The organism is Rheinheimera sp. UJ51 (genome assembly GCF_020819615.1).
Classification (GTDB): domain Bacteria; phylum Pseudomonadota; class Gammaproteobacteria; order Enterobacterales; family Alteromonadaceae; genus Alishewanella; species Alishewanella maricola.
This window is the reverse complement of record NZ_JAJHOG010000005.1, coordinates 150,915-164,332: the sequence shown is the minus strand read 5'-3', so window position 1 is coordinate 164,332 and position 13,418 is coordinate 150,915. Positions and strand designations below refer to the sequence as shown.

10 protein-coding genes are annotated in these 13,418 nt (G+C 45.3%); 8 read left to right on the top strand and 2 right to left on the bottom strand.

Annotated elements, in window-relative coordinates; all coding sequences use genetic code 11:
* The first annotated feature begins 1 nt into the window (after nucleotide 1).
* From edd to LMJ53_RS08515, 5 genes are all read left to right on the top strand, one after another.
* Nucleotides 2–1,834 (top strand): phosphogluconate dehydratase, encoded by a 1,833-nt coding sequence (gene edd, locus LMJ53_RS08535; RefSeq protein ID WP_229585666.1) that lies wholly within the window; start codon nucleotides 2–4, stop codon nucleotides 1,832–1,834.
* A complete protein-coding gene (locus LMJ53_RS08530) occupies nucleotides 1,827–2,798 on the top strand; it encodes a glucokinase (protein ID WP_229585665.1) in 972 nt (323 codons plus the stop codon). The genes edd and LMJ53_RS08530 overlap by 8 nt, the downstream gene beginning before the upstream one ends.
* A 3-nt stretch (nucleotides 2,799–2,801) precedes the next feature.
* On the top strand, nucleotides 2,802–3,446 hold the full coding sequence (locus tag LMJ53_RS08525) for a bifunctional 4-hydroxy-2-oxoglutarate aldolase/2-dehydro-3-deoxy-phosphogluconate aldolase (protein WP_229585664.1): 645 nt from the start codon (nucleotides 2,802–2,804) through the stop codon (nucleotides 3,444–3,446).
* A 137-nt stretch (nucleotides 3,447–3,583) separates the two neighbouring features.
* On the top strand, nucleotides 3,584–5,179 hold the full coding sequence (locus LMJ53_RS08520) for an ABC-F family ATPase (RefSeq protein WP_226752214.1): 1,596 nt from the start codon (nucleotides 3,584–3,586) through the stop codon (nucleotides 5,177–5,179).
* A gap of 124 nt (nucleotides 5,180–5,303) precedes the next feature.
* Nucleotides 5,304–5,771 carry a Dps family protein gene (locus LMJ53_RS08515; RefSeq protein ID WP_226752215.1) on the top strand — a complete coding sequence of 156 codons (468 nt, stop codon included), beginning with the start codon at nucleotides 5,304–5,306 and terminating at the stop codon, nucleotides 5,769–5,771.
* A gap of 71 nt (nucleotides 5,772–5,842) precedes the next feature.
* Here the strand turns inward: LMJ53_RS08515 and LMJ53_RS08510 are convergent, their stop codons facing one another.
* Nucleotides 5,843–5,980 (bottom strand): hypothetical protein, encoded by a 138-nt coding sequence (locus LMJ53_RS08510; RefSeq protein ID WP_229585663.1) that lies wholly within the window; start codon nucleotides 5,978–5,980, stop codon nucleotides 5,843–5,845.
* Here LMJ53_RS08510 and nhaD point away from each other — a divergent pair.
* From nhaD to LMJ53_RS08495, 3 genes are all read left to right on the top strand, one after another.
* Complete coding sequence (nhaD, locus tag LMJ53_RS08505; RefSeq protein WP_229585662.1) at nucleotides 5,979–7,424, top strand: sodium:proton antiporter NhaD; 1,446 nt, start codon at nucleotides 5,979–5,981, stop codon at nucleotides 7,422–7,424. The genes LMJ53_RS08510 and nhaD overlap by 2 nt on opposite strands.
* A 190-nt stretch (nucleotides 7,425–7,614) precedes the next feature.
* On the top strand, nucleotides 7,615–8,460 hold the full coding sequence (locus tag LMJ53_RS08500) for an HDOD domain-containing protein (RefSeq protein WP_229585661.1): 846 nt from the start codon (nucleotides 7,615–7,617) through the stop codon (nucleotides 8,458–8,460).
* A 50-nt stretch (nucleotides 8,461–8,510) separates the two neighbouring features.
* Nucleotides 8,511–10,208, top strand: coding sequence for an NAD-dependent malic enzyme (locus LMJ53_RS08495; protein ID WP_229585660.1), 1,698 nt, complete (start codon nucleotides 8,511–8,513; stop codon nucleotides 10,206–10,208).
* Between the two features lie 150 nt (nucleotides 10,209–10,358).
* On the opposite strand, the gene LMJ53_RS08490 is transcribed toward LMJ53_RS08495, so the two are convergent.
* A complete protein-coding gene (locus tag LMJ53_RS08490) occupies nucleotides 10,359–13,343 on the bottom strand; it encodes a ligand-binding sensor domain-containing diguanylate cyclase (protein ID WP_229585659.1) in 2,985 nt (994 codons plus the stop codon).
* Nucleotides 13,344–13,418 lie beyond the last annotated feature (75 nt).

The window sequence follows — 13,418 nt, the reverse complement described above, 5'->3', positions numbered from 1 at the left end:
TATGAATCCAGTGATTCAGAAAGTTACCGATCGTATTATCGCCCGCAGCAGTAAAAGTCGTGCTATTTATTTAGAACGGTTAGAGCAAGCCCGTCAACAGGGCCCACACCGTGGTGTCTTGAGTTGCGGTAACTTAGCACACGGTTTTGCCGCCTGTAGTGCCAGCGATAAAGCGGATTTACGCAGTCTAACTAAAGCTAATATTGGCATTATCTCGTCTTATAACGATATGTTGTCGGCGCATCAACCTTATCAAACGTATCCAGACATCATTAAAAAAGCCGTTAATGAGATCGGCAGTGTTGCCCAGTTTGCTGGCGGTGTTCCTGCGATGTGTGACGGTGTCACCCAAGGCCAACCTGGCATGGAATTAAGTTTACTTAGCCGCGACATTATTGCAATGTCTGCCGCGGTAGGTTTATCACACAATATGTTTGATGGCGGCTTAATGCTCGGGATCTGCGATAAAATCGTACCGGGTTTATTAATGGCGGCGTTGAGTTTTGGTCATTTACCTTTTGTGTTTGTTCCTGCCGGCCCGATGCCATCAGGGATCCCCAATAAAGAAAAAGCGCGCGTACGTCAGCTTTATGCTGAAGGTAAAGTAGGTAAAGAAGAGTTATTAGAAGCAGAAGCCGCGTCTTATCACTCTGCGGGTACCTGTACTTTCTACGGTACGGCTAACTCGAACCAATTAGTGGTGGAAATGATGGGCCTACATTTACCCGGCTCGTCTTTTGTTAACCCCAATACCCCGTTACGTGATGAATTAACCAAGGCGGCAGCACGTCAAGTAACGCGTTTAACAGAGCTAGGTAATGACTATTTACCCATCGGTAAATTGGTTGATGCAAAAGCCATTGTTAACGGTATCGTGGGTTTGTTGGCCACGGGTGGTTCAACTAACCACACTATGCACCTGATTGCGGTTGCGCGTTCAGCCGGTTTTATTGTGAATTGGGATGATTTTGCTGAGCTTTCAGATGCGACGCCGTTGTTAACGCGCATTTACCCGAACGGCCAAGCAGATATTAACCATTTCCAATATGCCGGTGGTATGGCGTACTTGATGCGCACTTTATTAGATGCCGGCTTATTACACGAAGATGTGCAAACGATTGCGGGCCCAGGGCTACGTCGTTATACCCAAGTTCCGGTTTTACAAGACGGCAAATTAGTATGGGTGGATGGTCCAGAGCAATCATCTGATGATGATGTTTTAACCTCAGTCGATAAACCCTTTAAAGCTCATGGTGGTTTACAAGTGTTATCCGGTAATGTCGGTCGCAGCGTGATGAAAACCTCTTCACTGCGTCCAGGCACCGAAATTGTTAAAGCGCCAGCAGTCGTTTTCCACAGCCAACATGAATTAGACGCGGCGTTTAAAGCCGGTGAATTAGATAAAGACTGTGTTGTTGTGGTGCGTTTCCAAGGTCCAAAAGCCTGTGGTATGCCAGAGCTGCACAAGTTAACGCCACCGTTAGGGGTGTTACAAGATAAAGGTTTTAAAGTGGCTTTGGTGACGGATGGTCGAATGTCAGGCGCGTCAGGAAAAGTGCCGGCAGCCATTCACGTCACACCAGAAGCCTTAGATGGCGGTAATATTGCTCGTATTAATAATGGCGATATGCTGTTAGTGGATGGCGAAAGTGGCAAGTTAGAAGTGTTGGTCGATGCCAAAGAATTCGCCGCAAGACCGGTTGCAGTAGCAGACATGGCCCCGAATTTATACGGCATGGGCCGTGAAATGTTTGGTGCCATGCGTCAGCAACTTACTGGCGCTGAGCAGGGTGCATGCAGCTTATTTATTACGGAGGAACACCTGCATGGCTGACACTCGTAAATTTGCCATCGTCGCCGATATTGGTGGCACAAATGCCCGCTTTAGCCGGGTTGCATTAGATACCTTAGCGCTGGATAAAGTCGCAGTTTATCCTTGTGCAGATTTTGCAACCTTGGCCGATGCATTATCGCACTATCAACAGCAGCAAGGATTAACTGCGTTAAAAGATGTTGCCATTGGTATTGCTTGCCCCATTAACGGTGATGAAGTTCGGATGACGAACTTTCATTGGCAGTTTTCGATTAAGGCCATGCAAGCCGGCTTGGGGTTAGATACGCTGCTGTTAATGAATGACTTTACCGCTGTTGCCATGTCATTACCGGCGTTAGCTGACGATCAAAAAATTCAGATTGGTGGTGAAGCCGCTAAGCCAGCACAGCCTATGGCCGTGCTGGGTGCCGGAACGGGCTTAGGCGTGGCGCATTTAGTGCCTTTTGACCAAAAGTATATACCGTTACCGGGTGAGGGCGGCCATGTTGATTGGGCGCCACAAACTGAACAAGAGTGGTTTATTTATCAACAATTAGCTGCTGAACATGGTCATGTTTCACCAGAGCGCCTGTTATCTGGCCCTGGTTTAGAAGCCATTTATCGTGCGCTAGCGGCTTATCAAAAAATCGACACGCCCGCTTTAACTGCCGGTGAAATTGGCCAGCAAGCGCTCAGCGCCAGCTCAGCGTTAGCCGTGGCAACAGTTGAACAGTTTTATGCCAGTCTTGGCAGCATTGCAGGTAATTTGGCATTAACGCTCAGTACTTTTGGTGGCGTATACGTAGCCGGAGGCATTGTACCGAAACTTCTACCCTTGTTAGGTCGCAGCGAATTTCGTCAACGATTTGATGCAAAAGGGCGCTTTAGTGGCTTCAACCGGCAAATACCGGTTTTCATTGTTACAGCCGAGCAACCCGGTTTATTGGGTGCCGCGGTTTATCTAAAACAAACATTGGCGGGTTAATATATGGCATTTTCTAATTGGCAACTACAACCATCGGAGTTGTTTGCTATGGGTCCTGTAGTTCCAGTAATCGTTATTAAAGATATTAATGACGCTGTTCCGTTAGCCAAAGCATTAATTGCCGGTGGTATTAAGGTGTTAGAAGTGACATTGCGCACTCCTCAAGCCTTAGCGGCCATTAAACGTTTAGCTGAAGAAGTGCCAGAGGCCGTTGTCGGTGCCGGTACGGTGACCACTGCGGAACAATTAGCCCAAGTCATTGCAGCAGGTGCAAAATTTGCAATTAGCCCAGGGTTAACCGAAAACTTGTTAATTGCCGCCAAAGAATCCAGTATTCCGCTGATCCCCGGCATTGCCACCATTTCAGAGTTAATGCAAGGCACCGTATTAGGCTATACCCACTTTAAATTTTTCCCTGCAGAAGCTGCCGGGGGCGTGAAGAACTTAAAATCAATTTATGGTCCTTTCGCCGATATTCGTTTTTGTCCTACTGGTGGCATTAACGAGAAAAACTATAATGATTACCTGGCACTACCGAATGTCAGTTGTGTTGGCGGTTCATGGATAGTACCTGATAGCGCAGTCGATGCTAAAGACTGGGCGACCATTACCGCGCTAACGGCCAAAGCCGTCGCCGAGGCAAAATAAGGTAACAACAAACCGGCTTAGGCCGGTTTGTTGTTTTAAGCACATTTAAAAGCACAGTGCTTTTGAGTTTTAGCGACAAAACGCGTATAGTACCGCACCATTTTTAGCTGTTTTAACCCTGTAACGGACCCTTTTCTGTGATTTCAACCAATAACATTACCATGCAGTTCGGCGCTAAGCCGTTGTTTGAAAATATTTCGATTAAATTTGGCGATGGCAATCGTTATGGTTTGATCGGCGCGAACGGCTGCGGCAAGTCGACATTCATGAAGATTTTAAGTCGCGAGCTTGAACCTAGCGCGGGTAATGTTTTTGTAGAGCCTAACTTTCGCGTAGCGAAACTGCATCAAGATCAATTCGCCTTTGAAAAGTACACCGTTATTGATACGGTGATCATGGGGCATGCAGAGCTATGGTCGGTGAAGTCAGAACGCGATCGTATTTATGCCGAGCCTGAAATGACTGAAGAAGATGGCATGAAAGTCGCCGATCTGGAAGTCGCTTTTGGTGAGATGGATGGCTACTCTGCTGAATCGCGGGCCAGTGAATTATTATTAGGCGTGGGGATCCCGATTGAACAGCATTATGGTTTGATGTCGTCAGTCGCGCCAGGCTTCAAATTACGCGTGTTATTGGCCCAAGTGTTGTTTGCTGATCCTGATATCATGTTACTAGACGAACCTACCAACAACTTGGATATTAATACGATCCGTTGGTTAGAGAACGTGTTGGCTGAACGTAATTCCACCATGGTCATCATCTCGCACGATAGACACTTCTTAAACAGCGTCTGTACGCATATGGCTGATTTAGACTACGGCGAGTTACGCGTATTCCCGGGCAACTATGATGAATACATGACGGCCGCCACGCAAACACGTGAGCGTTTGTTATCGGATAATGCCAAGAAAAAAGCGCAAATTGCCGAACTCCAAACGTTCGTCAGCCGCTTTTCTGCCAATGCGTCAAAAGCACGACAAGCCACCAGTCGCGCTAAACAAATTGATAAAATTCAGTTAGAAGAAGTAAAAGCCTCTAGCCGTGTTAATCCGTTTATTCGTTTTGAACAGCAAAAACAACTGTATCGTTTAGCGTTAGAAGTGGAGGACTTAAGCAAAAGCTTTGGTGAATTACAACTATTACGCAAATTAAAAATGACCATCGAAGTCGGTGAAAAGGTCGCTATCCTCGGCCCGAATGGTATCGGTAAATCAACCCTGTTAAAGTGTTTAGTGGGTGATCTCAAACTGGATAGCGGTACGGTTAAATGGTCTGAAAACGTCTGTATTGGTTACTACGCGCAAGATCATGCGCATGAATTTGCAACTGACATGACGTTGTTCGATTGGATGAGCCAGTGGAAACAACCCTCTGATGATGAACAAGCGATCCGTGGTGTATTAGGCCGCTTATTATTCTCACAAGATGACATCAAAAAATCCGTTAAAGTGTTATCCGGTGGTGAGCAAGGCCGTATGTTGTTCGGTAAATTAATGCTACTAAGACCGAACATTCTGGTGATGGATGAACCGACTAACCACTTAGATATGGAGTCGATTGAATCACTTAACTTAGCCTTAGAGCATTACAAAGGGACCTTGTTGTTTGTCAGTCATGACCGTGAGTTTGTTTCTTCGTTAGCCAGCCGTATTATCGAAATCACCGACAAAGGGATGAGTAACTTTGCCGGTAGTTACGAAGAGTATCTGGCGCAACAACTCGCCTTACAATAACGTTTTAACGGCTGGCATAAGCTGATTTTGTTATGCCAGCCCTTGATCTCATTTATTTTGCCTCCATGTCACTGTTAATAGGCTAAAATTTTTTGTACATTAACAGTTAAACCCAGGAGAGAAAATGAAGATCAATATAGGTATTGAAGAAGAACAGCGTAAAGCCATTGCTCATGGTTTATCGGTATTACTGGCAGATACTTATACGCTGTATCTGAAAACACATAATTATCATTGGAATGTTACGGGTCCCATGTTTCAAACCCTGCATACATTATTTGAAACCCAGTACACCGAGTTAGCGATTGCCGTAGATGATATCGCCGAGCGGATCCGGGCTTTAGGTGAATTTGCGCCAGGCTCTTATAAAGCTTATGCCGGTTTAACCAGTTTAAAAGAGGCAGACGGTATTCCAACAGCGGAAGAGATGATCAAAGACTTAGTCAAAGGCCAAGAAGCCATTGCCAAGACTGCTCGCTCTATTGTGCCTGTGGCAGACGGCGCTTCAGATGAAGTGACGCTGGATCTGCTGACGCAGCGTATGACAGTACATGAAAAAAATGCTTGGATGTTACGTAGCTTAGTGGCTTAATCTGCCCATCTTCACCTGTAATTAAAGGAGCCTGCGGCTCCTTTTTTTATGTCTAAAAAGTAAACTTTGGTCTAATTTTGCAATTTGTCGTGGAAATCCGCTAATTCATCTGGCATTCTGGCCATCCAGAAGTGCAATAGTTTATTAACTGAAATTGGCTGATCCAACATGGATCTGTTTGAAAACTCAACCCGAATAGGTTTATGCATGCAAAAGATCCTTTCTGTTTTCTGCTGTACCCTGCTGTTATTACTGACCCCCTCAGCCTTTGCGGCAGCAGCTGGGCACCTAGAACTGACACAATCGATGGTTGGCTATGTGTGTATCGGTATTTTCGTTATCGCTTATGCACTGGTGATGGGCGAAGAAAAACTGCATATGCGCAAATCCAAGCCCGTATTAGTCGCGGCCGGTTTGATTTGGATGTTAATTGGTTGGGTTTATATTCAGCAAGGGCAACCCGAAGTCACGCAGGTGGCATTTCGGCATAATTTGCTCGAGTTTGCTGAGTTAATGCTATTTTTATTAGTGGCGATGACCTACATCAATGCGATGGAAGAGCGGCGTTTATTTGATGCGTTACGTTCTTGGATGATAAAAAAGGGCTTCAGTTATCAAAACCTGTTCTGGATCACCGGCTTTTTATCCTTCTTTATCTCACCGGTAGCCGATAACCTGACCACTGCTTTACTGATGTGTGCTGTGGTGATGAAAGTGGCCGAAGGCGATAAAAAGTTTATCAATTTATGCTGCGTCAATATTGTGGTCGCCGCTAACGCTGGCGGCGCTTTTAGTCCGTTTGGTGACATCACTACGTTGATGGTGTGGCAAGCTGGTTTATTACATTTTCAAGAATTCTTTGCTCTCTTTATCCCATCTTTAGTTAATTTCTTAGTCCCGGCCTTAGTGATGAGTTTCTTTGTCGAAAAACGTCAACCCAGCGCGTTATCAGAAGAAGTAGAATTAAAGCGCGGTGCACTACGTATCGTGAGTTTATTTCTCATCACCATTGCCACCGCAGTGAGTTGTCACACCTTCCTGCATTTGCCTCCGGTACTGGGCATGATGATGGGCTTGGGTTATTTACAATTTTTTGGCTATTTTTTGCGACAAACATTACCGGGTTCATTGGCACGCAAAAGAGCAATGGCCGAACGTGCCGGCGATGTGGAACGCTTAAAACGTTTAGGCGGCGTAGTGCCGTTTGATGTGTTCAGTCGGGTACAACGCGCTGAGTGGGATACCTTATTGTTTTTTTACGGTGTCGTGATGTGTGTGGGTGGCTTGGGCTTTTTAGGTTATCTCGGCTTGATGTCTGATATTCTGTATACCCAATGGGGCGCGACAAATGCCAATATTGCCTTGGGCGTGATCTCGGCCGTGATCGATAACATTCCGGTGATGTTTGCGGTACTGACCATGCAACCTGATATGTCACACGGTCAATGGCTATTAATTACCTTAACCGCAGGGGTCGGCGGTAGTTTACTCTCGGTGGGCTCTGCGGCAGGTGTCGCCTTAATGGGCCAAGCCCGAGGTTACTATACCTTTTCTGGGCACTTAAAGTGGGCGCCGGTTATTGCTCTTGGTTATGCCGCGTCCATTGTCACGCATCAATGGATTAATGCCGGTTTATTTGAGATTTATGGTTAAGCTTTTCGCCGCTAACTGTGGGTAAAACATACACAGTTGGCGGTTTTTATCACTCTTTTTGCCTTTCTGCGCTAAAATTCCTAAGTATTTTAGCTAAAACCTTGTAAAATCAAAACTTGGAGTAACACTTAAACTTACCTTAGTGTAGGGTATGCAGTGTCTAGGTGTAGGGTAAAACGGAGAAGGTCGAATGAATGCGTTACAGTATGCGCAAAATGTGCAAGAGCTGTTTTCTTTACCGGATAGTTATTTCCGGGTTAAGGAGCTTATGGATTCAGACACCGCAAATCTTGATGATATTGCCGATGTCATTCTGCTTGATCCGGTATTAACTTCAAAAATTCTAAAACTGGCCAATAGTGCGGTTTATCGTCTGCCTTACCAAGTTGAAACCATCAACAAAGCCTTATTGGTATTGGGTAAAACCCAAGTTTATAACTTGATCCTCAGTATTGGTATCAGTACCGCCTGTAGCAAATTGAACACGCAAGCGATTGACACCGAACGTTTTTGGGAACAAAGCGTTAATGCGGCATTAATTGCTAAATATTTAGCACAGCGTATTGGCTTAAAACATCCCGATCGCTCTTATGTTTCTGGTTTATTACATAATATTGGTGAGTTAGTTGTCGTGCAGCAAAACGCTGAAGTGGCTGCAGCTTGTCAAGAATACACCGATGAAATGAAGCCCTGGCAACTACAACAAAAACTGCTTGGCTTTAGCTACGCCGCTTGCGGTGCAGAATTACTGAATATGTGGCAGCTGCCCGATTCAATCGTAGAGCCCCTTGCTCTGCAAAATAATACCCATTATGAAGCGCGATCACTCGATGTGCTTGTGGTGCATCTTGCTGTACGTTTAGCCTTAGCTAATCAGCACCCTGAGCTTTATAATATGCAAACGCTGGTCGATCCCTACTTATTGGAAGTTCTGCAACTGGCGCAGGCGGATTTGATTAAAGCGATCGATTTTTGTAATACCGAAGGCTTGTTCGTGTTGTCCATTTTAAACCCTAGGATCAGCACCATTTATTAAATCAATTTACTGCCATCGACAGGTGGCAGTGGTCATTTTCGGATTAAATCATGTCTGTAACACCATCAAACAAGCGTCCTCTTTACACAGGCTACGCAGGCTCAGCATTACTTGAAACGCCATTATTAAACAAAGGCAGTGCTTTTACTCGAGAAGAGCGCTCAACCTTTAATTTAACCGGTTTACTGCCACCACGTTATGAAACGATTGAAGAGCAGGTCAGTCGTTGTTATTTGCAGTATCGCAGTTTTGATGATGCCATCAACAAACACATTTATTTGCGGGCGATCCAAGATAACAATGAAACCTTGTTTTATCGTTTAGTGCAGCAGCATTTAGAAGAAATGTTGCCCATTATCTATACCCCCACAGTCGGTGATGCCTGTGAGCAATTCTCTGATATTTATCGCAGTTCGCGCGGCTTATTTATCAGTTATGACGATCGCTATAACCTGGACGATGTGCTACGCAATGCCACTAAAGCGAAAGTTAAAGTTATTGTCGTAACGGATGGTGAGCGGGTGCTAGGTTTAGGTGACCAAGGTATCGGCGGCATGGGTATTTCCATCGGTAAGCTCTCGCTGTATACCGCTTGTGGTGGGATTAGCCCTGCTTATACGTTGCCGGTGATGCTGGATGTCGGGACCAATAACGAAAAGCTGCTAAATGATCCAATGTACATGGGCCTGCGGCAAAAACGGGTTGCGCAAGAACAGTATAACGAATTTATTGATTTATTTATTACTGCCGTTAATCGGCGTTGGCCTGATGCGATTATTCAATTTGAAGATTTTGCTCAGCCTAATGCCATGCCAATTTTACAGCGCTACCGTGAACAGGTATGTTGTTTTAATGATGATATTCAAGGTACAGCAGCCGTTACCGTGGGTACCTTACTTGCCGCTTGCCGCTCTAAAGGCGTGGCCTTACATCAGCAAAAGGTTGTGTTTGTCGGTGCCGGCTCTGCGGGTTGTGGTATTGCAGAACAAATTATCAGCCAAATGGTCGCAGAAGGTGCAACGGAGCAACAAGCGCGTAGCCAGATTTACATGGTCGACCGTTTTGGTTTATTAACCGAATCGATGCCCGATTTACGTGATTTTCAACAAGCCTTAGTACAACGCAGCGAGGCAATCAGTGATTGGAGCTTCAGTGGCGATTACCCAAGCTTATTGGATGTGATGCACTGTGCACAGCCCACTATCCTGATTGGGGTGTCTGGCCAAGCGGGCTTATTTACCGAGCAAGTGATCCGCGCCATGAAAAAAAGCTGTGACACACCGATTATTTTCCCATTGAGTAATCCGTCACGTCAGGTCGAAGCCACGCCAGAGCAAGTGATTAATTGGACTGACGGTGACGTTATTATTGCTACGGGGAGTCCTTTTGCCCCCGTGACTTATCAGGGTAAGCAACATCTGATCACCCAATGTAATAACAGCTATATTTTCCCTGGTATCGGTTTAGGCGTGCTGGCTGTAAAAGCCCGTTTGATCAGTGATGACATGCTACGAGCGGCCAGCGAAACCTTAGCGGCGAACTCACCGCTGGCGAATACCGGGCAGGGTGGGTTATTACCAAATTTCACTGCACTGGCAGAATTAAGTAAAAAGATTGCTTTTGCGGTTGCCAAAGTGGCGATCCAGCAAGGTTTAGCGCTAGAGATAGACGATAACGTGCTACAGCAAAAAATTGAACAAAATTTTTGGCACCCACAGTATCGCTCCTACCGTCGTGTAAGTAACTAATAAACTTTCCATCACACCGTTTAGCTTAACGTTAGCGGTGTGATGGTTAGCTAAAGCCGGTGTTAATTGGCTACTAAAGCGCGTTTTGCAAGTTCACTTGGTTAAAGTCACGTGTTATCAGAACTTATCGCACAATGCAGCACGTGAATTTTAAGTTAAATTAGTCGGTATAGTGGCGATCACCGCCTGGTTGCGACCATTATTTTTGCCGATATATAATGCCTCATCAGCATACTTTACCCATTGCTGCAGCGAGTTTACAGATAAGGGCAAGCTGGCAATACCCATAGTGGCACTGATGGTGAGTTGTGTGCCCTGATACTTACAACCGTCATTCTGTAAGAGCTGTAAAAACTGCTGGCAAAAAACCTTAGCATCCATAGCATTACAATTCGCTAAGGCGAGGACAAACTCTTCGCCACCCCAGCGTCCAACAATATCAGTACCACGAATTCGCTGGCTTAATAACTTGGCAAAATGCTGCAGCATCACATCGCCCGCATTATGACCGTATTGGTCATTGAGCATTTTGAAGTAATCAATATCTATTAATACCAAGCTGACGGCTTGCTTTGCACGGGCAGCATGGGCTAACAGGCGAGAGAAATTCTCAGCAAAGCCATCTCGATTTAAGAGATTAGTTAATGGATCGTGATCGGCCCGATTTTTCAATTGTGCTGCCAGTGATTCTAACTCTTGCGTGCGGTGTTTAACTAAGTCGTGTAAGCGAACATTTTGTCGGCGTAAACTGGCTTCGCGTAACCAAACAATCAGCACAAACAAGGCCAGTAAAGACACAATCAACAACAGCCAGATCCACACAGAATAGTACCAAGGTGCCGCAACACTAAATGTTAAGCGTAAAGGCGCTATGGTGTTAAAACCACGGCTGTTTTGGCCTTCAATTTCTAATTGAAATTTGCCAGGCTTTAAATTGACATAGCGAATTTCACGACTGTTATTCAGTGCTGACCACTGATCAGATAAGCCAATGAGTCGACTACGCGCGCTATTCAGCTCAGGCTCCCAGTAATCCAATACCGCAAAACGGATAATCAGCTCGTTAAACGCGTAGGGTAATTCTAAATTTTCATTCAGGACATCAAATTCACGCGTTAAATCCACACCATCAACAATCAACTCGGTAAGCACCAGGCGCGGCGGTTGAAACACCTCTTGTTCTAAATCGTTATTCAGCACCACGGCACCATTGGCGGTTCCAAGCACCATTTCGCCATCAGCAGAAATAGAATAGGCATTACGCTGCATGGTTAAATCGGGTAAGCCATCGGCTACACCATAACTGATAAAACGCTGAAGTTGAGTATCAAAGCGAGCGGGGCCATTGTTAGTGAGTGCCCAAAGCTGGCCGTGGGCATCAAAAAAGGCACTGTTAATGTAGGGGCTAGGTAATCCCTGTTCCGGCATGTAATGCAGCAAATTGTTATTGGTTTTATCAAATTGCCACAAGCCGTATTCAGAGCATAACCACAAGATGCCGTTATCTTCGGGTAAGGCACAGCCAAAACCATCAATATCATCTTGGATCGGCAGAGCAAGCCGAGACCAACGCTCCTGCGCAGCATTGTTAACAAATAAGCCTGAGTAGCGACTGGCAGCATACAAAGGTAAACCGTTTTGCACACTTATTTGATGAATTAAATCTCCGTTGATACCGTGAATATCGCTGATAGCCATTTTTACGTCTTGTTTATCGGGTTGCCAAGTTAACAGCCCTTGTTGCCACAAGCTTAAATAAAAGGTGCCCGAGTGACTGATAAAGAGGTCGGTTACGGCAGTACTATTTATCTTGGCTAAATCAAAGGGACGTGTTTCTTGGGTAAATTGTTCATCTTTAAAATGGAACAAGCCAACATCGGTAGCGAGCCAAAGCACTTCGTTAGCATCGCTGTAAATCCTAAAGACTTTATGGATCCCCGTTTGCCAGCCAAAATCAAACACTTGCCACTGCTGCTGCGTATCACGACGTAATAACTGATTGGGCGTTGCAAGCCAAAGATTACCCGCTTTGTCATGGTAAACTGCGTTTATGCGTTTTAACGCCGCTTCTTGCAGGGCAGTTGGCATAGTCAGTGCTAATGGTTTAAACACCGAGTGTAGTGCCAAGCCAGCAAAGATACCGCGATCACGTGTGCCCACCCATAATTGCTTACTGCTGTTCTGATGTAAGCTGCGCACATCGGCATTAGGTAAGAAGTTGTAGTTGTCTCTGTTTTTTAGCCAAGTCAGTGATGGGATATCAAATAAATATAAGCCATCTGAAGCACCCAGCCACAGTCTTCCAGGGCTATGTTCGGTTAAAACATTACCGCGAGGGGTCGGCAAATCTTCGGGCGTTTCCATTTCAGTAAAACACTGGCAAGCCGTTTGGTAAAGAAATAAGCCTTGAGAGGAAAGTGCCCAAAGCTGATTATTGATATTCGCAATATTTCGCACTTCTCTAGCGCGATCGGCAACCAACTTATTCAATTCAGGCAAATCGAGTTGCGTATAAGTTGATAGATCCGACTGAACTTTAACGATACCGTTGGAGGTGGCAAACCAAATCGCATTATCAAACTCGGTGATACCCCAAATGCGCAGGCCATTTAACGGATGGTTGGGCTGGTTTAACGCAAAACGCATGAGGCGATAAGGTTGCTCAGGGTAAATGATATTGACACCACCTACGGAGCCAATCCAAATACGACCTTGGCTGTCAGAAAATATTTCTTGAACACGATCAGAGGCTAACGCATTGTCATCAGAGCTATCCGCTTTAAAATTAATGCGCTCTTTAGATTGCTGTTTGAGTAAGAGTAAACCTTCACCCCAGCCACCTAGCCACATGTCTCCACGTTCAGTAAACACCATGCGGTTGATATTTAGGCGATTATATTCGTTTGAATTGGGTACTAACCAGTTGATACTTCTATAACCATCAAAGCGAATTAAGCCATCTGTATCGCTGGAAAACCACAGAAAACCTTGTTTATCCGCTTTAATGTCGTAAACAGAAGCTTGACGTGCTAACAGAGGATCATCAATTGGGCTAAAGTGATAATCAAGGGCAAAAACAGTAGGCGAGCAGAGCAGCATCAGGCATAGATACCCTCTTTTTAAAAATTGCTGCATGCAGGGGAATACATCCATTTAATCCGACCCGATAGGTATACTATACCTATACCATTCAAACAATGTAAGAATCAT